Origin of the sequence: Sphingomonas sp. Leaf20, from assembly GCF_001421535.1 — a bacterium.
Lineage (GTDB): Bacteria > Pseudomonadota > Alphaproteobacteria > Sphingomonadales > Sphingomonadaceae > Sphingomonas.
Genome location: NZ_LMKN01000001.1, coordinates 626,507 through 652,623 on the forward strand (window position 1 = coordinate 626,507; position 26,117 = coordinate 652,623).

At 67.2% G+C, this 26,117-nt stretch carries 24 protein-coding genes and 1 other RNA gene; 16 read left to right on the forward strand and 9 right to left on the reverse strand.

All coding sequences use genetic code 11. The features are described 5' to 3' along the window. Nucleotides 1-15 precede the first annotated feature (15 nt). Nucleotides 16-2,439: a polyribonucleotide nucleotidyltransferase gene (gene pnp / locus ASE72_RS03035; protein ID WP_056016485.1), complete on the forward strand. Its 2,424-nt coding sequence runs from the start codon at nucleotides 16-18 to the stop codon at nucleotides 2,437-2,439. Between the two features lie 321 nt (nucleotides 2,440-2,760). Here pnp and ssrA read toward each other — a convergent pair. Beyond that, nucleotides 2,761-3,116: a transfer-messenger RNA gene (ssrA, locus tag ASE72_RS19535) on the reverse strand. A gap of 60 nt (nucleotides 3,117-3,176) precedes the next feature. Here ssrA and ASE72_RS03040 point away from each other — a divergent pair. Beyond that, on the forward strand, nucleotides 3,177-3,608 hold the full coding sequence (locus ASE72_RS03040; RefSeq protein ID WP_056016488.1) for an RrF2 family transcriptional regulator: 432 nt from the start codon (nucleotides 3,177-3,179) through the stop codon (nucleotides 3,606-3,608). Between the two features lie 90 nt (nucleotides 3,609-3,698). Here ASE72_RS03040 and mscL read toward each other — a convergent pair whose 3' ends face one another. After that, nucleotides 3,699-4,169: a large conductance mechanosensitive channel protein MscL gene (gene mscL / locus ASE72_RS03045; RefSeq protein WP_056016491.1), complete on the reverse strand. Its 471-nt coding sequence runs from the start codon at nucleotides 4,167-4,169 to the stop codon at nucleotides 3,699-3,701. A gap of 103 nt (nucleotides 4,170-4,272) precedes the next feature. Here mscL and ASE72_RS03050 point away from each other — a divergent pair, with 103 nt between their 5' ends. Genes ASE72_RS03050 through ASE72_RS03065 form a run of 4 tightly spaced genes read left to right on the forward strand, consistent with a single transcriptional unit; the run spans nucleotide 4,273 to nucleotide 6,901 of the window. Beyond that, nucleotides 4,273-4,872 (forward strand): LemA family protein, encoded by a 600-nt coding sequence (locus tag ASE72_RS03050; RefSeq protein WP_056016494.1) that lies wholly within the window; start codon nucleotides 4,273-4,275, stop codon nucleotides 4,870-4,872. Between the two features lie 16 nt (nucleotides 4,873-4,888). Continuing rightward, on the forward strand, nucleotides 4,889-5,728 hold the full coding sequence (locus tag ASE72_RS03055) for a TPM domain-containing protein (RefSeq protein ID WP_056016499.1): 840 nt from the start codon (nucleotides 4,889-4,891) through the stop codon (nucleotides 5,726-5,728). A 1-nt stretch (nucleotide 5,729) separates the two neighbouring features. Then, nucleotides 5,730-6,401 (forward strand): TPM domain-containing protein, encoded by a 672-nt coding sequence (locus ASE72_RS03060; protein ID WP_056016502.1) that lies wholly within the window; start codon nucleotides 5,730-5,732, stop codon nucleotides 6,399-6,401. Then, nucleotides 6,398-6,901 carry an NUDIX hydrolase gene (locus tag ASE72_RS03065; protein ID WP_056016505.1) on the forward strand — a complete coding sequence of 168 codons (504 nt, stop codon included), beginning with the start codon at nucleotides 6,398-6,400 and terminating at the stop codon, nucleotides 6,899-6,901. Before ASE72_RS03060 ends, ASE72_RS03065 begins: the two co-directional genes overlap by 4 nt. An 18-nt stretch (nucleotides 6,902-6,919) precedes the next feature. Here ASE72_RS03065 and ASE72_RS03070 read toward each other — a convergent pair whose 3' ends face one another. Then, nucleotides 6,920-7,201 (reverse strand): ETC complex I subunit, encoded by a 282-nt coding sequence (locus ASE72_RS03070; protein ID WP_031440756.1) that lies wholly within the window; start codon nucleotides 7,199-7,201, stop codon nucleotides 6,920-6,922. A gap of 10 nt (nucleotides 7,202-7,211) precedes the next feature. Then, entirely contained in the window at nucleotides 7,212-9,752 is a 2,541-nt protein-coding gene (gene hrpB, locus ASE72_RS03075; protein ID WP_056016508.1) for an ATP-dependent helicase HrpB, read from the reverse strand. A 219-nt stretch (nucleotides 9,753-9,971) separates the two neighbouring features. Here hrpB and ASE72_RS03080 point away from each other — a divergent pair, with 219 nt between their 5' ends. From ASE72_RS03080 to ASE72_RS03125, 10 genes are all read left to right on the forward strand, one after another. Continuing rightward, a complete protein-coding gene (locus ASE72_RS03080; protein WP_056018817.1) occupies nucleotides 9,972-12,488 on the forward strand; it encodes a penicillin-binding protein 1A in 2,517 nt (838 codons plus the stop codon). A gap of 113 nt (nucleotides 12,489-12,601) precedes the next feature. Next, the gene (gene prfB, locus ASE72_RS03085) at nucleotides 12,602-13,729 is read left to right on the forward strand and encodes a peptide chain release factor 2 (RefSeq protein WP_056016510.1); all 1,128 of its coding nucleotides are present in this window, start codon (nucleotides 12,602-12,604) and stop codon (nucleotides 13,727-13,729) included. Between the two features lie 23 nt (nucleotides 13,730-13,752). Beyond that, complete coding sequence (locus tag ASE72_RS03090) at nucleotides 13,753-14,448, forward strand: class I SAM-dependent methyltransferase (protein ID WP_056016513.1); 696 nt, start codon at nucleotides 13,753-13,755, stop codon at nucleotides 14,446-14,448. A 230-nt stretch (nucleotides 14,449-14,678) separates the two neighbouring features. Next, the gene (locus ASE72_RS03095; RefSeq protein ID WP_056016516.1) at nucleotides 14,679-15,473 is read left to right on the forward strand and encodes a thymidylate synthase; all 795 of its coding nucleotides are present in this window, start codon (nucleotides 14,679-14,681) and stop codon (nucleotides 15,471-15,473) included. Nucleotides 15,474-15,547: 74 nt separating this feature from the next. Then, nucleotides 15,548-16,066 (forward strand): hemerythrin domain-containing protein, encoded by a 519-nt coding sequence (locus tag ASE72_RS03100; protein WP_031395906.1) that lies wholly within the window; start codon nucleotides 15,548-15,550, stop codon nucleotides 16,064-16,066. Nucleotides 16,067-16,280: 214 nt separating this feature from the next. After that, a complete protein-coding gene (locus ASE72_RS03105) occupies nucleotides 16,281-16,745 on the forward strand; it encodes a dihydrofolate reductase (protein ID WP_056018820.1) in 465 nt (154 codons plus the stop codon). Nucleotides 16,746-16,831: 86 nt separating this feature from the next. Continuing rightward, entirely contained in the window at nucleotides 16,832-17,758 is a 927-nt protein-coding gene (locus ASE72_RS03110) for a bifunctional riboflavin kinase/FAD synthetase (protein WP_056016519.1), read from the forward strand. Between the two features lie 162 nt (nucleotides 17,759-17,920). Further along, nucleotides 17,921-20,887, forward strand: coding sequence for an isoleucine--tRNA ligase (locus tag ASE72_RS03115; RefSeq protein WP_056016521.1), 2,967 nt, complete (start codon nucleotides 17,921-17,923; stop codon nucleotides 20,885-20,887). Next, entirely contained in the window at nucleotides 20,880-21,383 is a 504-nt protein-coding gene (gene lspA / locus ASE72_RS03120; protein WP_056016526.1) for a signal peptidase II, read from the forward strand. Before ASE72_RS03115 ends, lspA begins: the two co-directional genes overlap by 8 nt. Beyond that, entirely contained in the window at nucleotides 21,376-21,789 is a 414-nt protein-coding gene (locus ASE72_RS03125; RefSeq protein WP_056016529.1) for a DUF3035 domain-containing protein, read from the forward strand. The genes lspA and ASE72_RS03125 overlap by 8 nt, the downstream gene beginning before the upstream one ends. Nucleotides 21,790-22,068: 279 nt before the next feature. On the opposite strand, the gene ASE72_RS03130 is transcribed toward ASE72_RS03125, so the two are convergent. The 5 genes from ASE72_RS03130 to phaR form a co-directional block, all read right to left on the reverse strand. Next, a complete protein-coding gene (locus ASE72_RS03130; protein ID WP_056016532.1) occupies nucleotides 22,069-22,917 on the reverse strand; it encodes a TorF family putative porin in 849 nt (282 codons plus the stop codon). A 262-nt stretch (nucleotides 22,918-23,179) separates the two neighbouring features. Further along, nucleotides 23,180-24,445 carry a cystathionine beta-lyase gene (gene metC, locus ASE72_RS03135; RefSeq protein WP_082445755.1) on the reverse strand — a complete coding sequence of 422 codons (1,266 nt, stop codon included), beginning with the start codon at nucleotides 24,443-24,445 and terminating at the stop codon, nucleotides 23,180-23,182. Next, nucleotides 24,388-25,230, reverse strand: coding sequence for a 3-mercaptopyruvate sulfurtransferase (gene sseA / locus ASE72_RS03140; RefSeq protein WP_056016538.1), 843 nt, complete (start codon nucleotides 25,228-25,230; stop codon nucleotides 24,388-24,390). Before sseA ends, metC begins: the two co-directional genes overlap by 58 nt. Nucleotides 25,231-25,340: 110 nt before the next feature. Next, entirely contained in the window at nucleotides 25,341-25,526 is a 186-nt protein-coding gene (locus ASE72_RS03145; protein WP_056016541.1) for a hypothetical protein, read from the reverse strand. A 1-nt stretch (nucleotide 25,527) separates the two neighbouring features. Beyond that, complete coding sequence (phaR, locus tag ASE72_RS03150) at nucleotides 25,528-26,097, reverse strand: polyhydroxyalkanoate synthesis repressor PhaR (protein ID WP_056016544.1); 570 nt, start codon at nucleotides 26,095-26,097, stop codon at nucleotides 25,528-25,530. Nucleotides 26,098-26,117 lie beyond the last annotated feature (20 nt).

A 26,117-nucleotide genomic window follows, 5' to 3' on the forward strand; every position in this document is an offset into this window, starting at 1 on the left:
AGTGAAGGAAACGAAATGTTCGATACCAAGACCGTAAGCGCCCAGTGGGGCGGCAAGACGCTGACGCTCGAGACCGGCCGCGTGGCCCGTCAGGCCAACGGCGCCGTGCTCGCCACCCTCGGCGAGACCGTCGTTCTGTGCGCCGTGACGGCTGCACGGACCGTCAAGGAAGGGCAGGATTTCTTCCCGCTCACCGTCCATTACCAGGAAAAGTTCTCCGCAAGCGGCCGCATCCCCGGTGGCTTTTTCAAGCGTGAGCGCGGCGCGACCGAGAAGGAGACGCTGACCAGCCGTCTCATCGATCGCCCGATCCGTCCCCTCTTCCCAGAGGGTTTCTACAACGAGATCAACGTGATCTGCCAGGTTCTGTCGTATGACGGCGAGAACGAGCCCGACATCCTCGCGATGGTCGCGGCATCGGCAGCGCTGACGATCTCGGGCGTGCCGTTCATGGGCCCGATCGGCGCAGCACGCGTCGGCTATGTCGATGGCGCCTACATCCTCAACCCGACGCTCGACGAAGCCAAGGCGGGTGATCTCGACCTCGTCGTCGCCGCCACCGGCCAGGCCGTGATGATGGTCGAATCGGAAGCCAAGGAGCTTTCGGAAGAGATCATGCTCGGCGCGGTGCAGTTCGCGCACAAGGCATGCCGCGAAGCCGCCAACCTGATCATCGATCTGGCCGAGCAGGCTGCCAAGGATCCTTGGGAAATGGCCGAGCAGGCCGACCTGTCGACCGCCAAGGACAAGCTGAAGAAGCTGATCGGCAAGGACATTGCGGCCGCCTACAAGGTGACCGACAAGTCGAAGCGGTCTGACCTGCTGAACGCCGCACGCGCCAAGGGCAAGACCGCCTTTGCCGATGCGACCCCGCAGGACCAGATGGCTGCCGGCAAGCTGATGAAGAAGCTGGAGGCGGAGATCGTCCGCGGCGCCATCCTCAAGGACGGCACCCGCATCGACGGCCGCACCACCACGCAGATCCGTCCGATCGAAGCGATGGTGCACTTCCTGCCCCGTACGCACGGCTCGGCGCTGTTCACGCGCGGCGAGACGCAGTCGATCTGCACCACCACGCTCGGCACGCGCGACGCAGAGCAGATGATCGACGGCCTCAACGGTCTGTCGTACGAAAACTTCATGCTGCATTACAACTTCCCGCCCTACTCGGTCGGTGAAGTCGGTCGCTTCGGTGCGCCGGGTCGTCGCGAAGTCGGCCACGGCAAGCTTGCCTGGCGCGCGCTGCACCCGGTGCTGCCATCGAAGGAAGAGTTCCCGTACACGATCCGCGTTCTGTCGGACATCACGGAGAGCAACGGCTCGTCGTCGATGGCGACGGTCTGCGGCGGTTCGCTGTCGATGATGGATGCGGGCGTTCCGCTCAAGCGTCCCGTCTCGGGCATCGCGATGGGCCTGATCCTCGAGGGCAAGAACTTCGCGGTTCTGTCGGACATCCTGGGCGACGAGGATCACCTCGGCGACATGGACTTCAAGGTCGCTGGCACGTCCGAGGGCATCACGACGATGCAGATGGACATCAAGATCGCCGGCATCACCGAAGAGATCATGGGCAAGGCGCTGGCACAGGCCAAGGAAGGCCGTGCGCACATCCTGGGCGAAATGGCCAAGGCGCTCGACCACACGCGTGAGGAGCTGTCGGCACACGCACCGCGGATCGAGACCTTCACGATCGAGAAGTCGAAGATCCGTGAAGTCATCGGCACCGGCGGCAAGGTGATCCGCGAGATCGTCGCGCAGACCGGCGCCAAGGTCGACATCGACGACGAGGGCGTGATCAAGGTGTCGTCGTCCGATCCCGCGCAGATCGACGCTGCGATCAAGTGGATCAAGGGCCTCGTCGAGGAAGCCGAAGTCGGCAAGGTCTATGACGGCAAGGTCGTCAACCTGGTGGACTTCGGGGCGTTCGTGAACTTCATGGGTGGCAAGGACGGTCTCGTCCACGTGTCCGAAATCAAGAACGAGCGCGTCGAGAAGGTCTCGGATGCGCTGAGCGAAGGCCAGGAAGTCAAGGTCAAGGTCCTAGAGATCGACCCGCGCGGCAAGGTTCGCCTGTCGATGCGCGTCGTCGACCAGACGACCGGCGAAGAGCTGGAAGATACCCGCCCGGCGCGTGAGCCCCGTGAGGGTGGCGATCGTGGTCCGCGCGGTCCGCGTCGCGACGGCGATGGTGGCCGTGATGCCGGTAACGGCGGCGGTGGTCGTGGCCCGCGCGGCGAAGGCGGCGGCGGTGACCGTGGCTCGCGTGGTCCGCGTCGTGATGGCGACGGTGGTCGCGATGCCGGCGGCAACGGCGGTGGCCGTGGCCCGCGTCGTGACGGCGGTGGCCAGGGTGGGGAGCGCGCTCCCCGCGCCGAGCGTTCGGATGGCGATAAGGCCCCCGAGTTCGCGCCGGCGTTCCTGACGGGCGATCGCGATTAAGCCTTTCGCTTCGGCGAGACGAAGGGGGGATCCGGGCGACCGGGTCCCCTTTTTCGTGTCCGATTGCGATCAACGGACAGCGATCGACTGCTCCCGCGCCGCTACAGGTTAAGCAGTCTGTTGTCGTGGGAGCAGCTTTTGACCCGCCATTGTGCGGATTTGGAGCCCGAGACTGAGAGTCCCGCAGGATGACGGTCGAGCGTAACCCTACCCGGCGTCGGCGCACGTAGAGGCGGCTTCGCCGTGAACCCGGCGCCATGGCCGGTATCGTAAAGAAGGGTAAGTGGGGAGCTTCTGTTGCTCGGTGCTCCCCGTACCGCCGGTTTCCGCTTCTGTTGCCCGGTGCGGCCCGAACCGCGCTTTCGTCCGTATAACCTAGGTCGTTAGACCGTCAGTTATGCGGCAATTGCGAGTGCTTCGTTATCGTTGGCACTTGTGTATGGGCCGTTGCGGTGGTCCCATTCCGAGCGAAACATAGCGTCGTTGAACACACGTCGATCCTAGTTCGACCCCGTCATCGTCCCCCTCTTGCGAAGAGGGCGGTGGTGGAGTCGCCGGGTACTGCCCCCGGGTCCGCTGTGTCTATGACACGCCACGGTTTATCGCCATAGTCGCCAAGAGAGAATTCCCCCGACGACTGTCCGGATATAGGCTGCAAGCCCGACGATTAAAAGCCTGCGAATTACGCTTCTATGGCCTTTCGCTCGCCACAAACCGCGTGCATAGCAACATATATTATGTTGACGCAGCGCTCCCGCTACGCGCTTCGCGCGATGATCTTCCTTGGCGGCGCCCCCGCCGGCAGCCCTCCGATTCCGATGACCCGGATTGCTGCGGAAGCGAACGTGCCGCGCAAGTTTCTCGAACTCATCCTTGCCGATCTGCGCGAATCCGGGTTGCTCAACAGCCATCGCGGCAAGATGGGCGGCTATTGCCTGTCGCGTCCCAGTCACCTGATTTCGCTGGGTGAAATCATCCGGATCATCGAGGGGCCGCTCGCGCTGGTCCCGTGCGTGAGCAGGACCGCGTACCGACCGTGTCTCGACTGCAAGAGCGAGGCGGATTGCGCGATCCGCTATGCGATGATGCGCGTCCGCGACGAGACGGCCCGCATCCTCGACGGCACGAGCCTTGCGGACGCCAACGCCGAAAGTCTTGCCGCCGCGTGATCCTGCCCTCCTCCCATACGGAGGAGGACCACGAACCGCTGGGCCACGAGCGACGAGGAAGCCTCGCGCCCGCGGCCTCTCCCCTCCGACTTATCGGCGCGTCTTCAGCTCGTCGCGGATCTCGCGGAGAAGCGCGATCTCGACGGGCTCGGGCGCAGGCGTGACGGGCACCGCCTCTTCCTCACGCTTCAGCCGCGCGGCTTCGCGTTCGATCAGCCCCGCCGCGCGGTTCACGACGCGCAGGATCATGAAGATGATGAACGCGACGATGACGAAATTGACCAGCTGAGTCGCGAACGCGCCATAGCCGAGCAACGGGACCCCCGCCTTCTTGAGCGCCGCGTAATCGCTGAGCGAGCCGGCATAACTGGCCGGCACGGGGCCCATCCGCCAGAAATAGCTCGAGAAGTCGAGCCCGCCAAAGATCTTGCCGATCACCGGCATCAGCACGTCGTCGGTGAGCGACGTCACGATCTTGCTGAATGCCGCGCCGATGATCACCGCGATCGCCAGGTCGAGCACGTTGCCGCGCATGATGAACGCCTTGAATTCCTTGAGCATATGCGCCCCCTTTTGTGACACGCTTACGCTAATCCTCGATTTCGGTTTCGCCAAGCGGGTCGACTGTCCTATGGGGGTGACACAGACAAGCAGGAGAGCCCCGATGTCGTCCTATGCCCCGATCCTCCGCGGAACTGCCGCCATCGCACTTGCCGCGACCGTCGCGGGCTGCGGGATCAACAGCATCCCGACCGCCGAGGAGAATGTGAAGGCGCGCTGGGCCGATGTGCAGAACGACTATCAGCGTCGTGCCGATCTGATCCCCAACCTCGTCGCGACGGTCAAGGCCGCGGGGGCGCAGGAGAAGAGCATTCTGGTCGAAGTCACGCAGGCTCGTGCCGCTGCGAGCACGGTCCAGGTGTCGGGCGACGACCTGACCGATCCCGCCAAAATCGCGCAATTCTCGCGCGTGCAGGGCGCCGTCGGCCTGTCGCTGCAACGGCTTCAGGAAGCGTATCCCGAGCTGAAGAGCCAGGGCAATTACACCACGCTGATGAGCCAACTCGAAGGCACCGAGAACCGCATCACGATCGCGCGGCGCGATTATAACGGCGCGGTCCAGGCGTATAACACGAAGATCCGCACCTTCCCCGACGCCGTCGGCGCGAAGATCTTCTATGGTGCAAAACCGATGGTCCCGTTTGCGGCGACCACGCCGGGGGCCGAGACGGCCCCGACGGTGAACTTCGGCAACGCGAGCTGATCGCGGGGCCGGCGGCATGATCCGCGCGCTCGTGGCGGTCGTGCTTGCGGTGCTGCTCGGCAGTGGCACAGCAGGCGCGCAGACGTTCCCGAAATTCACCGGCTTCGTCGTCGACGCCGCCAACGTGATCCCGCCCGAGCAGGAGGCGGCGCTCACGAAGCGGCTAGACGATCTGCAAAAGACGACGGGCAACCAGCTGGTCGTCGCGACGGTGGCGGATCTCGAGGGCTATCCGATCGAGGATTACGGCTATCGCCTGCTCCGCAGCTGGGGTGTCGGACTGAAGGACACCAATAATGGCGCCATCCTGCTCGTCGCGCCGAACGACCGCAAGGTCCGGATCGAGGTCGGCTACGGACTCGAGCCGGTGTTGACCGACGCGTTCTCGAGCGTCGTGATCAATCAGCAGATCCTGCCCCGGTTCAAGGCGGGCGACATGGCCGGCGGCATCGTCGCCGGGACGAATGCGGTCGCCGATCAGCTCGCGCTGCCCGATGCCGAGGCCCGGGCAAAGGTCGGTGCCGCGGCGGCCGAATATGACAAGACGCATCGCCGCCCGGCCGGCAACAGCGGAGGCGGCATCCCGATCGGGTTGATCGTCTTCGGTATCATCGTGGCCGCGATCGTCATCCCGATGCTGTCGCGGCGTGCGGGCGGCAAACGCTTTTCGGACGGCAGCCGCGGTAGCGGCGCGCTCCCCATCGTGCTGTGGAGTATCGCCAACGAGATGTCGCGCGGCGGCGGTGGCTGGGGTGGCGGAGACAGCGGTGGCGGCGGCGGCGGCTGGATGGGCGGCGGCTTTGGCGGCGGTGGCGGCGGGTCGGCCGGCGGCGGCGGCGCATCGGGGAGTTGGTGACATGCGACTGAGCAAAGCTGACCATGACCGCGTGACCGCCGCGGTGACGCAGGCGGAGACCGCCACGACGGGTGAGATCGTGACGATCGTCGCGCGTCAGTCCGACGCCTATCACGACGCGTCGCTGCAATGGGGGGTGCTCGGCATGGTCCTGACGCTCGCGGTCCTCGCATTCCATCCGGTCGCCGCGGACCAGATCTATGCGCGGCTGGTCGATCCCTGGGCGCAATCCGCGCCGCAGGGCGCGCTGTTCGCGATCGCGCTCGTGCTGATGACGCTGGTCTATCTCGGCGTGCGACTGGTGCTTGCCGTGCCCGCGCTGCGAATCGCGCTGACGCCGGGAGCGACCAAATCGCGGCGGGTGCGCAGGCGCGCGTTGATGCTGTTCCGGGCGGGCGCGGAGAAGCGCACGCGCGGATCGACCGGCGTGCTGCTCTACCTCTCGCTTGCCGAACACCGTGCGGAGATCGTCGCCGACGCGGCGATCCATTCGCGCGTCCCGAACGAAACCTGGGGGGCGGCAATGGCGGCGGTCCTCGCCGCCGTACGCGACGACCGGCCGGCGGACGGCATGGCCGATGCCGTCGCGCAGATCGGCGTGGTACTCGCCGAACATTTCCCGCGCACCGGCGCAGCGGTCAACGAGCTTCCTGACAGGCTGATCGAACTATGAGCAAGACCGTATGGGCGGGCAAGTTCCTGACCGTGCAGACCGAAGGCCGCTGGGAATTCGCGGAGCGCAAGGGCCAGATCGCGGCGGCGGTGATCGTCGCGATCGACGCGGGCGACGTGATCCTCGTCGAGCAGTTCCGCGTCCCGCTGGGGCGGGCCTGTCTCGAACTGCCCGCGGGGCTGGTCGGTGACGAGACCGCGGGTGAAAGCGTCGCGGTTGCGGCGGGCCGGGAGCTGGAGGAGGAGACGGGCTACCGCGCGTCCGCGATCGAGGATCTCGGCCTGTTCTATTCGTCGCCCGGAATGACGTCCGAGTGCTTCACGCTGGTGCGCGCCACCGGGCTGACCCGCGTCGGCGAAGGCGGTGGCGATAGCGACGAGAACATCACCGTGCACCGCGTCGCGCTCGCCGAGGTTCCGGCCTTTGTCGCGGCGAGACGCGCCGCGGGCGTGGCGATCGACACCAAGATGCTGCTCATCCTGGCAGGATCGATCCTCTAACCCGCCCGGCGGCGCCGCTTATTTGAAGTTGTCGGCGTAGCTCTGCAGCTTCAGCGTCTTCTGCGGCGCCGGAACGACGGTGTAGCCGAACCCCTCGCGCTCGCAATGCGCAATCGCCGCTTCGGCGGTGGGGAAGAACAGGCGGAGCTGGTCGCGCGTGTCGCCGCTGCCGGCCCAGCCGGTCAGCGGATCGGGGCGCTTGGGCTCCGACGGTTCGAATTCGAGCTGCCAGCTGTCGGTCCGGTGCTTGCCGGACTGCATGGCGTTCTTGGGGCGCTGAAAGATACGGGCGGTAGGCATAGCGTTCCCCTTATCGCGAACTGGCCGACCTTGCATCCGCCTTTTTCGTGCGCAGTGTCGCCGACGCCGCGGCGGGATCATCGGGCCAGGGATGCTTGGGATAACGACCGCGCATCTCCTTGGCGACCGCGCCCCAGCTGCCCGCCCAGAAACCGGGCAGATCGCGGGTCGTCTGGATCGGCCGTCCGGCGGGCGATGTAAGGCTGAGGACAAGCGGCACGCGCTGCTCGCCGATCACCGGATGCACCGCGAGACCGAATAGCGCCTGCACGCGCAACTCGACTCGCGGACCGCCTTCCGCGGCATAGTCGATCGCGTGGGTGCTCCCCGCGGGGCTGGTGAAATCGGCCGGGGCAAGCCGGTTGATGGCCTGCAGCGCGTCCCAGCCGAGCAGGTTGCGCAGCGCGTTGGCGAGCGCGCCCGGGGCAATCGCGTCCAGCCTCCGCTTGCCGGCCAGCAAGGGGGCGAGCCATTCGTCAATGCGGTCGAGCAGCGTCGCATCGTCGAGCGGCACGCCGGCATAGGCGGCGCGATCGCGCAGCGCCTGGGCGCCGTCGCCCCACGACAGCTGGCCGAGGCCATGCTCGCGGACGCCGTCGAGCAACGCGGCGAGGATCGACTCGGGATCGGCGCCGCTGTCGGGGCCACTCGACAGGCGGATCGCGCCGAGCCTGCGTTCGCGGAGCGCCTGGATTCCGCCGGTCGTGGAATCGAACTGCACGCTACGACGCGATTCGATCCGGTCGGCGAACAGCGTCTCGACGGTGGACTGGTCGATCGCCACCGCCGACAGGATCCGCGCGCCCGCCGCCGAGCCCTGCGTATCGGCGACCGCGAGCCATTCCGACCGCGCGAGCGGCGCGGTGGGATCGAGCCGGAATCCGCGGCCTCCGACCGACGCCCATGTCTCGCCGGACGCGTCGCGCCGACGCGCGACCCGATCGGGGAAGCCCAGCGCGACGCAGACGTCTGCCCCCCCGCCCGCTTGCGGCAGGGGGTTGGGGGGTGGGCGCCCGGTCTCGACGTTGCGCCCCGCGGATGGCGCGCGCTCACCCCCCGGCCCCCTCCCGCTCGCGGGAGGGGGGGCAAGTTTCGCCCATCGCTCCGCCATCGCGCGCGCCGCCTGCGCCTTGGGCCCGCGTTCGGTTTTCCAGCGGCGCAGGCGGGTTTCGAGGTCGACATCCTGTCCGCCGATGCCGCGCTCGCCGAGCAGGACCGCAACCTGCGCCGCGACGGGGGCAAGGCCGCGGTCGGCGGCGCGCAGGAGCATGTGCGCCAGCCGCGGCGGCATCGGCAGTTTGGCGATCGCGCGGCCATGCGCGGTCGGCCGCCCCTCTTCGATCGCCTCGAGCGTCGTCAGGCGCGCCATCGCCTCGTCGATCGCCGCGGCAGGGGGCGGATCGATCCAGCGCAAGTCGCGCGGATCGCCGACGCCCCATAGCGCGCAGGCGAGGACCAGCGCCGAGAGGTCCGCCTCCAGGATCTCGGGAGGATCGTAGCGGGGCAGCCCCGCGGTGGCCGCCTCTTCCCACAAGCGATAGGCTATTCCCGGCCCGAGCCGCGCCGCGCGGCCGGCGCGCTGCGTGACCGCGGCCTGGCTCGCGCGCTCGGTCACCAGCCGCGTCATGCCCGCGGCGCGGTCATAGCGCGGGCGTCGCGCCAGTCCCGAATCGACAACAATGCGGATACCGTCGAGCGTCAGGCTGGTCTCGGCGATGCTGGTGGCGAGCACGACCTTGCGGCGGCCATCGGGTTCGGGAAGGATCGCGGCACGCTGGGCTGCGGGGTCGAGGCTGCCGTGAAGCTCGTGCAGGACGATGTCGTCGGGAAGATTGGCGAGGCGGTCGGCGGTGCGTTCGATCTCCGCGACGCCCGGTAGGAAAGCGAGGACGCCGCCCTCCGCTTCGCCGAGCGCGCGCCGAATGGCGGAGGCGACCGAGTCCTCGATCCGCAACTCCGCCTGCCGGCCGATGTGACGCAGCGTCAGTGGATAGCTTCGGCCTTCGCTTTCGATCACCGGCGCGCCCGGTGCGTCCGGGTCCATCAGCGCCGCGAATCGTGCACCGTCGAGCGTCGCCGACATCGCGACGATACGCAGATCAGGGCGGAAGCCGGCCTGCACGTCGAGGGCGAGCGCCAGTCCGAAATCACCATCGAGGCTGCGCTCATGGACCTCGTCGAACAGCACGGCGGACACGCCCGCGAGTTCTGGGTCCGCCTGGATCCGCGCGACGAAGATGCCCTCCGTGATCACGGTGACGCGCGTCGCCGCCGAGCGCTTGCTGTCCATCCGCGTCGCATAGCCGAAGGTCTGCCCGACGGGTTCGCCCGCGGTCGCCGCCATCCGCTCGGCCGCCGCCCGTGCGGCGAGGCGCCGCGGCGACAGCAGCAGGATCTCGCCGGTGCACCACGGCTCGGCGAGGAGCGCGGGCGCGACCGCGGTGGTCTTGCCCGCTCCCGGCGGCGCGACAAGCACCGCCGAAGCGCGTTCACGTAGCGCAGCGACGAGATCCGGCAATACGGCAAGGATGGGAAGTGGCGGCGGCGTCATCCGCGCCTGCTGCCACAGGCAAGCCCGCGGCGACAGCGTTCGTGGCGCCAAACGGGGCATACTGCGGCCCAATCCGCCCCGCCAGGGGAAGATCGTCTGGCTGCGACCGGCTTGATAGCGACCGGCTGGGTGGCGACCCATTCGATGCCGGCTGGCACGCCGCGCGGCACCGAAGGCTGGCAAGCGCTCGCGAACCTGCTAGATGCGGCGCCAGTATTTATGGCGTCCGATCCTTCCCCCACTCCGACGACGGCGATCCGCCGTACCACCGACAGGTTGCGGGGCGGGTTCGCACGCGCCTGGGCAAGCCGTTGGACCAAGGCGGCGCTCGCGCTGGTCGGGGCCGGGCTGATCGCAATCTTCGCCTTCTGGCTGATCGTGGTGCGCGATCTTCCCTCGGTCGATACGCTTCGCACCTATGAGCCGCCGCTGCCGACCAACGTGCGCGGCATCGATGGCGCGCCGATCCACAGCTATGCGCGCGAACGCCGTGTCGAACTGAGCTTCGCCGAATATCCGCCGATGCTCGTCAACGCGTTCCTAGCGGCCGAGGACAAGTCGTTCTTCGAGCATCACGGCGTCGATTATCCCGGGCTCGCCGGCGCGGTGTATGACTATGTGTCCAAGATCGGCAGCGGCCGCCGCGCGCGCGGTGGATCGACGATCACCCAGCAGGTTGCCAAGAACCTGTTGATCGGCAACGCCTATTCGCCATCGCGCAAGCTGCGCGAGGCGGTGCTGGCCTACAAGATCGAGGATACGCTGACCAAGCAGCAGATCCTCGAACTCTATCTCAACCAGATCGCGCTGGGGCGAAACGCATTCGGGGTCGAGGCCGCGAGCCACGCCTATTTCGACAAGGATCTGGGCCAGCTCGACCTCGCGCAGATGGCGTATCTGGCGATCCTGCCGAAGGGGCCGTCCAACTACGATCCGGCGCGCTATGCCGAACGCGCGATGATCCGGCGCAATTACGTGCTCGACCGGATGCTGCAGAACGGCTTCATCACGCGTGCGCAGTTCAGCGAAGCCAATGCCCAGCCGCTGGGCACGGTGATGCGCCGCACGCCCAAGTTCGAAAGCGTCGGCGGCTATTTCGTCGAGGAAGTCCGCCGCCAGCTGATGGCGAAGTTCGGCGAAAGTGCGAAGGACGGCCCGTACAGCGTCTATTCGGGCGGCCTGTGGGTGCGGACCTCGTTCGACACGCGGCTGCAGGATCTGGCGCAGCAGGCACTGCGTGACGGCCTGGTGCGGTTCGACAGCGGGCGTGGCTGGAACGGGCCGATCCGCCATGTCGAGATCGAGGACGACAACTGGCTCCAGCCGTTGCTCAACAGCAATATCGCGCTCGACTATCGCGACTGGGTCGCGGCGATCGTGACGGGCAAGGACGGCAACGCCTGGAACCTCGGCTTCCGCACGGGCAAGACCGGCACGCTGCCGCGCTATGCCGCGCAGATGGCGGTGCGCGGCAAGGGCGGCAACGCGTTCGGCGCGATCAAGACGGGTGACATCATCGCGGTGGCGCCCGACGGCGGCGACTTCGCGTTGCGCGCGATCCCCAAGGTATCGGGCGCCTTCGTCGTCGAGGAGCCCGCGAGCGGCCGCGTGCTGGCGATGCAGGGCGGCTTCGACGACCGGCTGCAGGCATTCAACCGCGCGACTCAGGCGATGCGGCAGCCGGGATCGACGATCAAGCCGATCGTCTATTCCGCCGCGCTCGACAACGGGATGACGCCCGCGTCGATCATCGTCGATGGCCCGTTCTGCGTCTATCAGGGCGCGCGGCTCGGGCAAAAATGCTTCCGCAACTTCGGCAATTCGCGCGGCGCCGGGCCGCACACGATGCGCTGGGGAATCGAACAGTCGCGCAACCTGATGACCGTGCGGACCGCCGCACAGACCGGGATGCCGAAGGTCGTCGCCACCATCAAGAAGATGGGCGTCGGCGACTACGCGCCCTATCTCTCGTTCGCGCTGGGCGCGGGCGAGACGACGGTGGGGCGGATGGTCAACGCCTATTCGATCCTCGCGAACAACGGCAAGGGCGGTCCTCCCTCGCTGATCGACTTCGTCCAGGATCGTCACGGCAAGGTGATCTGGCCCGAGAACTGGCGCGCCTGCGACCGCTGCAACGCGCCCGACTGGGACGGCAAGCCGATGCCGCGGCCGGTCACGCGCCAGCGTCAGGTGCTCGACGCGATGACCGCGTACCAGATGGTCCACATCACCGAAGGCGTCGTCCAGCGCGGCACCGCGGTGACGCTGCGCGATCTCGACCGGCCGATGTTCGGCAAGACCGGGACCAACAATGGCCCGACCGACGTGTGGTTCATCGGCGGTACGCCGCAGTTCGTCGGCGGGTTGTATATCGGCTTCGACACGCCGCGGAACCTGGGTGGCGCCGCGCAGGGCGGCACGCTCGCCGCGCCGATTTTCAAGCAGTTCGCGGTCAAGGCCTATGAGGATCTGCCCAAGCTGCCGTTCCGCGCGCCTGCGGGGATCCGCATGGTCCGTATCGATCGCGGCAGCGGGCGGCCAGTCTACGGGACCTGGCCCAACACCGACGATCCGAAGCCCGCGGTGATCTGGGAGGCGTTCAAGCCCGAGAGCGAGCCGCGGCGCGCCGCGCGCCGTGCAGGCCCCGCCCCGGCCGCTGCCGCGACGGTCGCCGTGAAAAAGGCCGAAGCCCCGCGCGACAGCGATTTCTTGCAAAGAGAAGGCGGAATCTACTAGCGCAGTTCCTACATCGTCATCCCAGCGCACGCTGGGATCTCCGTCCGCACCCGCGCGCTCGCGGACGGAGATCCCGGCGTCCGCCGGGATGACGGACATTTTGGAGAATACCCATGCGCGCCGAAGCGCAGGCTCACGTAGACACCATCAAAGACGCGCTGGCCTTGCTGCGCCGCTTCCTCGACTGGGACCGCGCGCTGCGTCGTCTCGACGAGCTGAACGCGCGCGTCGAGGATCAGGCGCTCTGGTCCGATCCCAAGGCCGCGCAGGAGGTGATGCGCGAGCGTCGTCGTCTCGACGAGGCGATCGGCGCGACTCGCGCGATCGAGAGCGAGCTGGCGGACACGTCCGAGCTGATCGAGATGGCCGAGGCCGAGGGCGACACCGCGATGGAAGCCGACGGCGTCGCTGCGCTCGCCGAACTCGCCGCGCGTGCCGACAAGGACAAGATCAAGGCGCTGCTCGCGGGCGAGGCCGATGGCAACGACACCTATATCGAGGTCAATGCCGGCGCCGGCGGCACCGAGAGCCAGGACTGGGCGGGGATGCTCAGCCGGATGTATTCGCGCTGGGGCGAGCGCCACGGGCTGAAGGTCGAGCTGATCGACCAGCATTCGGGCGAGCAGGCGGGGATCAAGTCCGCCACGCTGCTGCTGAAAGGCGAGAACGCGTACGGCTATGCCAAGACCGAGAGCGGCGTCCACCGACTCGTCCGGATCAGCCCGTACGACTCGGCCGCGCGTCGCCACACCTCGTTCGCCAGCGTCTGGGTCTATCCGGTCGTCGACGACAATATCGAGGTCGAGTATAACGAGAGCGATCTGCGCATCGACACCTATCGTGCGTCGGGCGCGGGCGGGCAGCACATCAACACGACCGATTCGGCGGTGCGCATCACGCACATCCCGACCGGCATCGTCGTGCAGTGCCAGAACCAGCGGTCGCAGCACAAGAACAAGGCCGAGGCGTACAACCAGCTCCGCGCGCGGCTGTACGAGCGCGAACTGGCGATCCGCGAAGCCGCGGCGAATGCCGAGAATGCGGGCAAGACCGATATCGGCTGGGGTCACCAGATCCGGTCCTACGTGCTGCAGCCGTACCAGATGGTGAAGGACCTGCGCACGGGCGTCGTCTCGACCAGCCCGTCGGACGTGCTCGACGGCGATCTCGAGCTGTTCATGGCGGCGGCGCTGTCGCAGCGCGTGACCGGCGAGGCTGTCGAGGTGGAGGACGTCGATTGACGCTGAGGGATGTCCTCGTCCTGATGCTGTCGCCGGTGTTCCTGCTCGCGGCCTGCGACGGTAGCAAGCCGTTGATCAAGCGCGAGCCGAAGGAACCCGTGTTCCCCGCCGCCGACCGTCCGGTCGCGTCGATCGTGTCGTCGCGCTGGTCCAACGAAGAGGCACGCGATCGGCTGAACGAGGCGGGCGAGGTCATGAACAAGGCCGACATCCGCAAGGGCATGACCGTCGCTGACATCGGCGCGGGCGAGGGCTATTACACGATCCGCATGGCCGCGCGCGTCGGCAAGGAAGGCCGCGTGCTGGCGGAGGACATCGTCGCCAACGTCCGCGACCAGCTGGCGGAACGCGTCGCGCGCGAGGATCTGGCCAATGTCAGCGTGAAGCTCGGCGAGCCGAACGACGCGAAGCTGCCCGAAGCGAGTTTCGACCGCGTGCTGATGGTGCACATGTACCACGAGATCGAGCAGCCCTATGAATTCCTCTGGCGGCTCCGGCCATCGCTGAAGCCGGACGGGCTGGTCGTCGTCGTCGATGCCGACCGCCAGACGCAGAACCACGGCACCCCCCCTGCGCTGTTGAAGTGCGAATTCGCCGCGGTCGGCTATACCGAGGTCGATACCGACGCCATGCCCTCGGCGGGCGGCTACATCGCCACCTTCCGCGCGACGGGCCCGCGCCCTGCCCCGGACGCGATCCGCGCCTGTCGGCTGCGCTGACGCCCTGCCCGTCGTTGTGACGGCGCGGCTCCCCCCCCCCTTCCGTCATCCTGACGAAGGTCAGGATCCAGAGCCACAGGCGGCACGGTCCTAACCCTGGATCCTGACTTTCGTCAGGATGACGGCGACCTCAGCCTGTCCCGACCGTCACGCAACGCCTCGTCACTCGACAAACGCACGCCGACGACATTCCCTTGAGCCAGGGCGCGCACCCGACTACGCCCGCCGCCATGCGCCAGTATCTCGACCTCATGGACCGCGTGCTCTCGACCGGAGTCGAGACGATGGACCGCACCGGCACCGGCACGCTGAGCGTGTTCGGCGCGCAGATGCGCTTCGATCTCGCCGCGGGCTTTCCCGTGCTCACGACCAAGAAGCTCCACCTCCGCTCGATCATCGTCGAGCTTTTGTGGTTCCTGCGCGGCGACACCAACGTCCGCTGGCTGCAGGAGCGGAAAGTCGCGATCTGGGACGAATGGGCGAACGAGAACGGCGATCTCGGCCCGGTCTATGGCAAGCAGTGGCGTGACTGGGCGACCGCCGACGGCCGCCACATCGACCAGATCGCCGAGCTGATCGACCAGATCAAGACCAACCCCGCCTCGCGCCGCCAGATCGTCAGCGCGTGGAACCCCGGCGACCTGCACGCGATGGCGCTCGCGCCGTGCCACTGCCTGTTCCAGACGCATGTCGCGAACGGCAAGCTGTCGCTGCAACTCTACCAGCGCTCGGGCGACATCTTCCTCGGCGTACCGTTCAACATCGCCAGCTACGCGCTGCTCACGCACATCCTCGCGCAGCAATGCGGGCTCGAGGTCGGCGAGTTCATCTGGACCGGCGGCGACTGCCACCTCTATTCGAATCATCTGGAGCAGGCGCGGCTGCAACTGAGCCGCGACCCCGGCCCGCTCCCGCGACTCGAGATCGTCCGCAAGCCGGACTCGATCGACGCGTACGAGTATGAGGATTTCGTGCTCCACGATTACGTGGCGCAGCCGCATATCAAGGCGCCCGTCGCGGTCTGAACCGATAGCGAATCGCAATAGGAACCGGGCGCGGCGCCCGCGGTTGACCGTCCGAACCCATTCGGAAGGCCATCATGGACATCACCCAGCTCATCCTCGACGAACACGCGCAGCAGCGTGCGCTCTTCGCGCAGATCGATTCGATCGACGCCAAGGACACCGAGGCGCTGTCGGCGCTGTGGACGCGCCTCAAGAACCTGCTCGACGCGCATGCCGAGGCGGAAGAGCGTTTCTTCTACCCGCGCCTCATGAAGATCGGCACCGGCGGCAACGACGCCGACTCGGCCGCCGAGGAGACCGAAGACGCAATCGAGGATCACAACGACATCCGCGAGACCGGCGAAGCCGTCGACAAGCACCCGGTCGGCTCGGACGCGTGGTTCGAGGCGGTCGGCGAATGCAACAAGGCGAACAGCGATCACCTCGCCGAGGAAGAGCGCCAGGGCCTGACCGACTTCCGCAAGCATGCGACACTCGAAGAGCGGCATGAGCTCGGCGTCCGGTTCGCGGCGTTCGAGGCGAACCACCTGAACGGCGTGAAGGTCGTCGAGAAGGATCCCGAGGCGTACGTCAAGGAACACGCCCCGAACTGATTCCCTCCTTACCACCCCGGCCTTCGCCGGGGGAGCTAGAGATCGGAGCCTCCCCTGACACCACCACCCCGGCGAAGGCCGGGGTCCAGGTGGAAAGGCGGTCGTAACGGAGCGCCGTCTTTCACCACCGACGTCCCCCAACTGGGCCCCGGCCTTCGCCGGGGTGGTGATACAAGCATAGCCCCCCGCCCCCCGATCCGGCATGATGCGCCGCATGATCACCTTCTACCTCGCCCGTGCCACCAACGGCGTCATCGGCCGCGACGGCCAGCTCCCCTGGCGCCTCCCCGCAGACCTCAAGCGCTTCAAGGCGCTGACGATGGGCAAGCCGATGGTGATGGGGCGCAAGACGTTCGAGAGCTTCCCGAGCCCCCTCCCCGGCCGCCGCCACATCGTCCTCACGCGCGGCCACTGGCACGCCGACGGCGCGGAGGTCGCACACTCGATCGACGAGGCGCTCGCGATGGCGGGCGACGAGGTCGCGGTAATCGGCGGCGCGCAGATCTATGCGCAGTTGCTCCCCCATGCGGATCGGATCGAACTCACCGAAGTCCATGACGAGCCCGAGGGCGACGCGATCGTCCCCGCGTTCGACGGCTGGCGAGAGATCGCGCGCGAGGACCACCCCGGCGAAAAGCAGTGCCCACCCTTCAGCTTCGTCACGCTCACCCGCCGCTGAAGACTGTTCTCCCCCGAAGCCGGCGCGGGCCGGCAAGCGTAAGGAGGGACTATCGTGATCCGCGGCGTCTGGGTACTGACCCGTACATGCAACGGCTCGACGGTGGCGCATCCATCCCTTCGTATCTGGCGGACGGGATCGTGGCGCTGGGTAATTTCGACGGATTCCATCTCGGTCACCAGGCGGTGGTCGCGCGCGCGATCGCGTGGGCGAAGGCCGAGGGTCGCCCCGCGCTGGTCGCGACGTTCGATCCGCATCCGGTGCGCCATTTCCGCCCCGCTACGCCCCCCTTCCGCCTGACCACGCTCGACCAGCGCGAGCGGCTGTTCGCAGACGCTGGCGCCGATGCGATGGTGGTGTTCCATTTCGACGGCGATCTCGCCGCGCTGACCGCCGAGCAGTTCGTCGCCGACCGGCTCGAACGCAATCTGCGGATCGGCGGCGTGGTGACGGGCGAGGACTTTACCTTCGGCCATGCCAAGAGCGGCACGGTCCACACGCTCGCCGCACGCGGCCCGGTCCACGGATTCCGCGCGGAGACCGTCGGCGCGGTCGCGCTGGATGGCGAGACGGTGTCCTCGACCCGAATCCGCGAGGCGCTGCGGGCCGGCGACATGGCGACCGCGACGCGGCTGCTCACCCGCCCGTTCGCGATCGAGGGCGTGGTGCAGCATGGCGACAAGCTCGGCCGCACGATCGGCTATCCGACCGCGAATATCGACATGGGCAAGTATCTGCGTCCCGCCTACGGGATCTATGCGGTGACCGGGCAGCTGGAGGACGGTCGCATCCTGAAGGGCGCCGCCAATCTCGGCATACGCCCGAGCTTCGATCCGCCCAAGGAATTGCTCGAGCCGCATTTCTTCGATTTCGCCGAGGACCTGTACGGCCGCCGCATCGAGGTCTCGCTGATCGACTATCTTCGTCCCGAGGCGAAGTTCGACGGCCTCGACCCGCTGATCGCGCAGATGGATGCCGATTGCGCGCGGGCACGGGCGATTCTGGCGCGATAGACCCGCCCCAATCCGTCACCCCAGCGCAAGCTGGGGTATCCCGGTAACGACGCGGCCCCCCGCGGCACGATACCCCAGCGTTCGCTGGGGTGACGGAAGTAAAAGGGGAGCAAACGGCCGGGGTGACGTGCCACACCGGACGCGCTACAGCCCGGCCCACTTATGACCGATACTCCTGCGCCCGCCCGCGATTACCGCGACACCGTCTTCCTGCCGAAGACCGACTTCCCGATGAAGGCGGGCCTCGCCGCCAAGGAGCCGGCGATCCTCGAGCGCTGGGCGAAACTCGGCATCTACGACCGGTTGCGCGAACAGCGGCTCGGGCGCGAGCGGTTCATCCTGCACGACGGCCCGCCCTACGCGAACGGCGACATCCACATGGGTCACGCCATGAACAAGGTCCTGAAGGACATCATCGTCCGCTCGCAATCCTTGATGGGCAAGGACGCGCCCTATGTCCCCGGCTGGGACTGCCACGGCCTGCCGATCGAGTGGAAGGTCGAGGAAGCGTATCGCGCGAAGAAGCTGGACAAGGACGACGTCCCCGTCGACCAGTTCCGCGCCGAATGCCGCGCCTATGCCGAGAAATGGGTCGACGTGCAGAAGGCCGAGTTCGAGCGGCTCGGCGTGATGGGCGACTGGGCCGATCCGTACCTCACGATGAAGTACGACGCCGAGGCCACGATCGTCGGCGAGCTGCTCAAGTTCGCCGAGAGCGGCCAGCTGTACCGCGGCGCGAAGCCCGTGATGTGGTCGCCGGTCGAGAAGACCGCGCTCGCCGAGGCCGAGGTCGAGTATGAGGATATCGTCTCGACGCAGATCGACGTCGCGTTCGAGATCGTCGACGCGCCGAACGCCCCCGAACTGGTCGGCGCGCATGCGGTGATCTGGACGACGACGCCGTGGACGATCCCGGTGAACCAGGCGCTGAGCTATGGGCCTGAGATCGAGTATGTGCTGCTGGCGGACGGCGATCGCCGGTTCCTGATCGCAGACGCGCTCGTCGGTAGTTTCAATGCCCGTACCCTCTCCTCCCGTCATCCCGGCGAAAGCCGGGACCCACTTACCCAAGTGGGAGACGGCGGTGGGGTGGGTCCCGGCGTCCGCCGGGATGACGGAGAAGAAGGTGGCGCGATCCTGTGGCGCGGCAAAGGCTCGGACCTCGCCGACGCCACCGCACGCCACCCGATGCACGCACTCGGCGGGTTCTTCGCAAAGCCCCGCCCGTTCCTCCCCGGCGAGTTCGTCACGACCGACGCGGGCACCGGGCTCGTCCACATGGCGCCGGACCACGGCGAGGACGATTTCGAGCTCTGCAAGCAATATGGCATCGACCCGGTCTTCGCGATCGACGGCGCCGGCATGTACCGCGCCGACTGGGCGTGGCTCGGCGGGCAAGGGTCGGTCATCAACAAGAAGTTCGTGGCCGCCGACGGCCCGATCTGCACCGACCTGCGGGAGGCCGGCGCGCTGCTCGCGGCGAGCGACGACTTCAAGCACAGCTACCCGCATTCGTGGCGCTCGAAGGCCAAGGTGATCTTCCGCGCGACCCCGCAATGGTTCATCCCGATGGATGCGGCCACGCCTCCCTCTCCCCTCCGGGGAGAGGGTCGGGGTGAGGGGCAGCCAAGTAGCGCTGCGCCCGGAACAGCCCCTCACCCCAGCCCTCTCCCCGACGGGGAGAGGGAGCAAGACGGCAACGGCGCCACGCTCCGCGAGATCGCGCTCGACGCGATCGCCGCGACCAGCTGGATCCCCGCGCGTGCGGAAAACCGGATCACGTCGATGGTGCAGGGCCGCCCCGACTGGGTCATCTCGCGCCAGCGCGCCTGGGGTGTCCCGATCGCGCTGTTCGTCAACCGCGCCACCGGCCAGTACCTCAACGACCCCGCGGTCAACGCGCGCATCGTCGAAGCCTTCCGCCAGAACGGTGCCGACGCGTGGTACGCCGACGCCCACCAGGCGCTGCTCGGCCCCGACTATGCCCTCGCCGACTATGAGGTCGTGAAGGACATCCTCGACGTCTGGTTCGATTCGGGCTGCACGCACGCCTTCACCGTCGAGGCGCGTTACGGCGAAGGCACCCGCGCGAACCTGTATCTCGAAGGGTCGGACCAGCATCGCGGCTGGTTCCAGTCGAGCTTGCTCGAAAGCTGTGGCACGCGCGGTCGCGCGCCGTACGACGCGGTCCTCACGCACGGCTTCGCGCTCGACGGCCAGGGCCGCAAGATGTCGAAGAGCCTCGGCAACGTCGTCGATCCGCTCAAGATCATCGGCGAGAGCGGCGCGGACATCCTGCGCATGTGGGTCGCCTCGACCGACTATTTCGACGACGTGAAGATCGGCAAGGAGGTGCTCGCCACCGCCTCCGACGCGTACCGCAAGCTGCGCAACACGTTCCGCTACATGCTCGGCGCGCTCGAAGACTTCGACGAGTCGGAGCGCGTCGCGGTCTCCGACATGCCCGAGCTCGAGCGCTACGTGCTCCACCGCCTCGGCATGATCGACACCGAACTGCGCCAAGCCGCGGAGGCGTATGAGTTCAACCGCTACACGCGCCTGCTGACCGACTTCGCGAACGAGGATTTGTCCGCGTTCTTCTTCGATATCCGCAAGGATTCGCTCTATTGCGACGCGCCGACCGACATCAAGCGCCGGTCGTACCGCACGGTGCTGGACGTGCTGTTCCACGCGCTCGTCCGCTACGCAGCACCGGTGCTGTGCTTCACCACGGAGGAAGTCTGGCAAGCGCGCTTTCCAAGCGATGACAGCTCGGTGCACTATCTCGAATGGCCGTCGCTCCCGTCGCTCGACGCGGACGACGTGATCGGCAGCAAATGGCGCAAGATTCGCGACCTCCGCGTCGCCGTCACCGAGGCGATCGAGCCGTTGCGCCGCGAGAAGACGGTCCGCTCCAGCCTCGAGGCCGAAGTCACCGTCCCCGCGATGCTGCTCGACGCCGACGCGCTGGCCGAGGCCTTTATCGTCGCCAAGGTCACGCCGGGCGAAGGCGTTACCGTCACGCGCACCGACTTCCACAAGTGCGGCCGCTGCTGGCGCCACCTCCCCGAGGTGACGGTCGATGGCGAGCTGTGCGATCGTTGCGAAGAGGTCGTGGCGCATGCGTAACCTGCCCAAGGCCGGCTTTGCGGCCGCGATCGTCCTCTTCCTCGCCGACCAGCTCAGCAAATGGGCGGTGACGAAGCCGCTCGGGATCGATTCGCTCGGCGATGCGCGGACGATCACGTCGTTCTTCGACCTGCGGTTCGTGCCCAATATCGGCATCTCGCTCGGGCTGCTGCCCGCCGACGGCCACCTGACGCGCTGGGCGCTGGTGCTGCTGACGGGTGCGATTTCGGTCGGTGTCGCGGTGTGGATGACGCGCGAGAAGAACCCCGCCGATCAGATCGCGCTCGGCTTCGTGCTCGGCGGCGCGGTCGGCAATATCCTCGACCGGATCCGGCTCGGTTATGTCGTCGATTTCGCCGATCTGCATATCGGCGAATGGCGTCCGTTTTTGGTCTTCAATGTCGCCGATGCAGCGATTACTGTCGGCGTGCTCGTCCTGCTTGTCCGGGCGCTGCTCGTGCGCGAGAAGCCCCCTGTGGAGAATTCCCATGCGTAAGTTTGTGCCCCTGGCTGCCGGTCTGGCGAGCGTCGTGTTGCTGTCCGGTTGCGGCGCCGGCAAGAGCCTCGATCGCGCGCGCCCGGACGAGTTCGCGGTCGCGCGTCAGGCGCCGCTCGTGATCCCGCCCGACTTCGCGCTGGTCCCGCCGCAGCCGGGCGCCGCGCGCCCGCAGGATACCGCCGCCAACGCACAGACGCTCGACGCGCTGTTCGGCGGTACGGCAGCGCGCAGTGCGGCCGAAGCCGGCGTCATCGGCGAGGCGGGGCAGAACAACGCCGACCCCGGCATCCGCTCGACCGCAGGCGATCCGGGCACGACGGTGGTCGACAAGGGCTCGACGACCCGCGACATCGTCGCGGCGCCCGAGGGTGACGGTCAGGACGCACGCGCTTCGGCAAACTGATCGGGACATACCGGCGCACGTGAAAAAGGGCGGCCCCGCGAGGAGCCGCCCTTTTTCGTGTGTCCGGCGTCCGGTCCGTCGGCAGCGATGCGGCATGCCGCATGCGGCATGCGGCATGCGGCATGCGGCATGCGGCATGCGGCGCGATCGCCCTGGTCGATCACCCCCACAAGACGAGAATGCCTTTCCGGAGCGACCGTCACCGCCCCCCGTGCAACACCCCGCCACAACGGGGTGCCGCAATGGGGTGCGGAACGCACGCTATGCGCGGTCGTGCATTCAGAACGCCGCGGTGAGCGATACGACGACCTTGCCTCCGGCGATCGAGCCGACACCGTCCTGGCCACGACTGAAGCTCGGCTGAAGATAGGCGGATTCGCCCTTGCCGATGTCGGTATCCACATAGGCCACGCCGAGCGTCAGCGGGGTCGTCGGGATCACATAGTCGGCACCGAACAGCCAGTCGAAATACTCGCCGGTCGGCGACACGCTGGTCGCGAACGGACCAAGGCCCTTGTTGCCGTTCGAATAGCCGACATGCGCCTTCACGGTCAGGCCGGTGTCCGGAATACCGCTGCTGACATCGCCCCAGAGATAGAGGTTGTCATCCTTGGCATTGACCCGGTCGTAGACGCCGTTCGCCGCCGAGGTGCCGTTTGTGTACCAGGGACCAAGCGCCTGCTGCTTGGGCGCGTAGGCGACGCCGGCGAGCAGTGCGACGGGGCCAACGGTGCCCGACAGCTTGGCATAAGGCTCGATGAAGTCGGTATTGTCGAATCCGGCGGGATACATGTACCAGGTCGCGCCGACGTCGAGCGCGCCGCCGCCGACGGGAACCTTGTACCCCGCGATCAGGTCGAGCTCCATGTTGGCACCGCCGAACGTACCCCAGCCCGAGAGGTTGGACCCCCAGGTGCCGATGTAGATCCCGCTTTCATGCGCGATCGTGATGCCGCCCTGAACGGCCAGATTTTCATCCGACTGCGATACGCCGCGAAAGCGGTAATCGCTGACGAGACCGACCGAGCCAGACACGGTCACCGGCTTTGGCGGCGCGGTGTCCTGGGCAAAGACGGGCGTGGCGGCGGCCAGCGCAACGCCGCCGAGGAGAAGAGTGGAGAAGCGCATCGTTTCCCTTTCGAAACCGGAAGTCGATGTCCCCGCCTGCAACCGCGGACGCCATGTCTATCGAGGCGAAGCCTCCGAGCCTGGTCTTTCCTGCGGTGACCAATCTGTGACAGCGCATGGTGCGGCGCACAAGGTATATTGCGTACGGCCCAGCATTGACGCGCATATGTTGCGCAATCACCACACTCTACCTTAGTTTATCATATTATATCGCGGACCCGTCCCTGATGGGCGCGCCCCGCTCGCACGAGGCTCCAATCACCTAGGCCAGCGCCTGACGGTACGCAGCGAGGGCGGCGTCGAGGTCGGCGATCAGGTCGTCCGGGTCTTCGAGGCCGATCTGCAGACGAACCATCGGGCCTGCCGCCTCGCGCCGCGTGACGCTGCGATAGCGATGCGGATCGACGGGGATGGCGAGGCTTTCGAACCCGCCCCAGCTGTAGCCAATCCCGAACAATTGCAGCGTGTCGATCAATGCGGCGCGGGCAACGTCTCTGCCGCCGTTCAACGCGAACGAGAAGAGTCCGCTCGAACCCTTGAAGTCGCGCGCGAAGATCGCGTGCCCGGGACAGTCGGGAAGCGCGGGGTGCAGGACCTGCGCAACCTCGGGACGCGACCGAAGCCACGCCGCGATCCGGAGCGCACTCGACTGGTGCTGCGCGAGACGGACCGCCATCGTTCGCAGCCCCCGACTGCCGAGCCAGCAGTCGTCGGGGCTGGCCACCTGCCCGAGCTGGAAGCTCGTCTCGCGCAGTCGTGCGAAATGACCCGCGCCCGCGGTTACCGACCCGAGCATGACGTCCGAATGACCGACGACATATTTGGTCCCCGCAAGGATCGTCAGGTCGACGCCGTGCTGGATCGCCGGGAAAAACAGCGGTGTCGCCCATGTGTTGTCGAGCAACGTCGTGACGCCGCGCGCGCGCGCTGCGGCGACGATCGCGGGGACGTCCTGCACCTCGAACGTCAGCGAGCCGGGGCTCTCCATGAAGATCGCCCGGGTCCGATCGCCAATGAGGTCGGCGATACCCGCGCCGATCAGCGGGTCGTAAAAGCGCGTGGTGATGCCGAACCGCTTGAGCAGCCCGTTCGCCATCCCGCGCGTCGGATCATAGGCGCTGTCCACCAGCAGGAGTTCGTCGCCCGGCGACAGCACGGACAGCAACGCCGCGGCAATCGCAGCGACACCCGAGCAATAGAGGAAGGTCCCCTCCGCACCCGGCTCGAGCGAGGTGAGCGCGTCGGCAAGGCTCCATTGCGTCGGCGTGCCCTTGCGCCCGTAGAAGAGCCTGTGGTGCGTGTCGCGCGTCGCGCTGTCGCGCAGGTGCGCGACCGAGTCGTACAGGATCGTCGACGCGCGCCACACGGGCGGGCTGACGATCGCCCCCTCGCCGACGCCGCGTGTCCATTCGGCGCGGCGCCCCGCCAGCACGACCTTCGTGGCGTCGCCGACGCGCTTGTCCGTGTCGCTCACTGGTCGCCCCCGTCGTGGCGCACCGCCTTGGGCGTCGTGAGGTCGCCGCCCCATTCCGACCAGCTTCCATCATATAGCGCAGCATCGTGGCCGAGCAGATGCGCGCCGAAGACGAGCACCGCGGCGGTGATCCCCGACCCGCATGTCGTGACGATCGGTCTGCCAAGGTCCACCCCCGCGCTGTCGAAGGCCGCGCGCAACGCGTCACCCGTCTTCCAGCTTCCGTCGGCGTTGAACAGCGCGGTTTGCGGCAGATTGGCCGATCCGGGAATATGACCGGCCGCCGTGCCCGGTCGCGGATCGCCCTCGGCGCCGGTGAACCGCGCCGCGGACCGGGCGTCGAGTATCTGCTCCCCGCCACCGTCGAGATTTGCCCTGATCTGGCCGAGGCTGCGTACCCCGCTTCGGTCTTCGGTGACCGTAAAGCGGGCCGCTCGCGGTGCCGGGATGCCCGCCTCGACATCGCGTGACTCCGCGCGCCATTTGGCGAGCCCGCCATCGAGAATCGCGACGTCGCGCGCGCCGAACAGCCGCAGCATGAACCAGGCACGCGCTGACGTATGCCAGGGCGACGTGTCGTAAATGACGATGCGATCGCCATCGCCGATCCCGAGCGCCTGCATAAGGGCGCCGAATTTCTCGGCCGAGGGCAGCATGTTCGGCAAGTCGCTGGCCGTATCTCGCAATGCGGCAAGGTTCAGGAACACCGCGCCGGGAATATGCGCTGCGGAAAACTCCGCGGCAGCATCGCGTCCCTCGGCATAGGTCGCGTCGACGATCCGCAGATCGGGCGCGCCCAGTTCGTTCGCCAACCACTCGGTGCTCACCAACGCGTCCATGCTGAATCCCCTGTCGTTGCCGCATCGTCTAGACAGCGATGACGCGCGCGTCGAGCAAGCGCTGGCGTCGGGCGCAGCATCTGGCCCGACCGCGCGCCGGCCGTCGCGCGCTATCGTTTGAAGATCAGCCCCACCGTGACGGCCAGGCCAATGAGCGCAACCATCTGAACGGTCGGCCAGTCGATCCAGCCGACCGCATCGGGATCGCGCCGCAAGCGGCGGCGGCGCGCACCCAGCCCGGCCGCCACGGCGAGCGCGGCACACCCGCCGCTCGCTGCCCACAGACCCATCGCCATTTCAGGATCCGAGCTTCTCGACCTTGTCCTGGAGATTGGCGAGTTCCGACCGCAGCGCAGCGATCTCGTCGTCCTTGCTTGCTGCGGGCTTGGTCCCTGGCGCAGCGCCCGGCACGGCGGCGCCGTTTGCGGGTGCGAACGCCTGAGCGGCAACGTCGAACATCGCGATGTTGCGCTTGGCGATGTCGGCAAACGGCGAATGTGCAAACGCACCCTCGACCGCAGACTTGAACTGTTCCTGATTACGACGGAAACTGTCCATCGAAGCCTCGAGATACCCCGGCACCATCTTCTGCATGGAGTCGCCGTACATCGAGATAAGCTGACGGAGGAAATTCACCGGCAACATCGTCTCGCCGCGGCTTTCCTCCTCCATGATGATCTGCGTGAGGACGTTGTGCGTGATATCCTCATCGGTTTTGGCATCGACGACCTTGAAGTCGCGCCCTTCGCGCGTCATCGTCGCGAGATGCTCCAGCGTGATGTACGATGACGTCTCGGTATTATACAGTCGCCTGTTGGCGTACTTCTTGATGACGACAAGCCCGTCTACCGTGCCTTGCTTCTTCATATGCAGCCCCTCCACGTGAC

Coding starts and splice junctions, on each gene's coding strand:
- ASE72_RS03090 (WP_056016513.1), top strand. CDS start 13,753: ATGCTGTCGCCGGTGTTCCTGCTCGCGGCCTGCGACGGTAGCAAGCCG.
- ASE72_RS03040 (WP_056016488.1), top strand. CDS start 3,177: ATGTTGACGCAGCGCTCCCGCTACGCGCTTCGCGCGATGATCTTCCTT.
- pnp (WP_056016485.1), top strand. CDS start 16: ATGTTCGATACCAAGACCGTAAGCGCCCAGTGGGGCGGCAAGACGCTG.
- ASE72_RS03125 (WP_056016529.1), top strand. CDS start 21,376: ATGCGTAAGTTTGTGCCCCTGGCTGCCGGTCTGGCGAGCGTCGTGTTG.
- hrpB (WP_056016508.1), bottom strand. CDS start 9,752: ATGACGCCGCCGCCACTTCCCATCCTTGCCGTATTGCCGGATCTCGTC.
- prfB (WP_056016510.1), top strand. CDS start 12,602: ATGCGCGCCGAAGCGCAGGCTCACGTAGACACCATCAAAGACGCGCTG.
- sseA (WP_056016538.1), bottom strand. CDS start 25,230: ATGGACGCGTTGGTGAGCACCGAGTGGTTGGCGAACGAACTGGGCGCG.
- lspA (WP_056016526.1), top strand. CDS start 20,880: ATGCGTAACCTGCCCAAGGCCGGCTTTGCGGCCGCGATCGTCCTCTTC.
- ASE72_RS03055 (WP_056016499.1), top strand. CDS start 4,889: ATGATCCGCGCGCTCGTGGCGGTCGTGCTTGCGGTGCTGCTCGGCAGT.
- ASE72_RS03095 (WP_056016516.1), top strand. CDS start 14,679: ATGCGCCAGTATCTCGACCTCATGGACCGCGTGCTCTCGACCGGAGTC.
- mscL (WP_056016491.1), bottom strand. CDS start 4,169: ATGCTCAAGGAATTCAAGGCGTTCATCATGCGCGGCAACGTGCTCGAC.
- metC (WP_082445755.1), bottom strand. CDS start 24,445: ATGGGGCGGCGACCTCACGACGCCCAAGGCGGTGCGCCACGACGGGGG.
- ASE72_RS03080 (WP_056018817.1), top strand. CDS start 9,972: ATGGCGTCCGATCCTTCCCCCACTCCGACGACGGCGATCCGCCGTACC.
- ASE72_RS03050 (WP_056016494.1), top strand. CDS start 4,273: ATGTCGTCCTATGCCCCGATCCTCCGCGGAACTGCCGCCATCGCACTT.
- ASE72_RS03070 (WP_031440756.1), bottom strand. CDS start 7,201: ATGCCTACCGCCCGTATCTTTCAGCGCCCCAAGAACGCCATGCAGTCC.
- ASE72_RS03060 (WP_056016502.1), top strand. CDS start 5,730: ATGCGACTGAGCAAAGCTGACCATGACCGCGTGACCGCCGCGGTGACG.
- ASE72_RS03105 (WP_056018820.1), top strand. CDS start 16,281: ATGATCACCTTCTACCTCGCCCGTGCCACCAACGGCGTCATCGGCCGC.
- ASE72_RS03110 (WP_056016519.1), top strand. CDS start 16,832: ATGCAACGGCTCGACGGTGGCGCATCCATCCCTTCGTATCTGGCGGAC.
- ASE72_RS03065 (WP_056016505.1), top strand. CDS start 6,398: ATGAGCAAGACCGTATGGGCGGGCAAGTTCCTGACCGTGCAGACCGAA.
- ASE72_RS03115 (WP_056016521.1), top strand. CDS start 17,921: ATGACCGATACTCCTGCGCCCGCCCGCGATTACCGCGACACCGTCTTC.
- phaR (WP_056016544.1), bottom strand. CDS start 26,097: ATGAAGAAGCAAGGCACGGTAGACGGGCTTGTCGTCATCAAGAAGTAC.
- ASE72_RS03130 (WP_056016532.1), bottom strand. CDS start 22,917: ATGCGCTTCTCCACTCTTCTCCTCGGCGGCGTTGCGCTGGCCGCCGCC.
- ASE72_RS03100 (WP_031395906.1), top strand. CDS start 15,548: ATGGACATCACCCAGCTCATCCTCGACGAACACGCGCAGCAGCGTGCG.
- ASE72_RS03145 (WP_056016541.1), bottom strand. CDS start 25,526: ATGGCGATGGGTCTGTGGGCAGCGAGCGGCGGGTGTGCCGCGCTCGCC.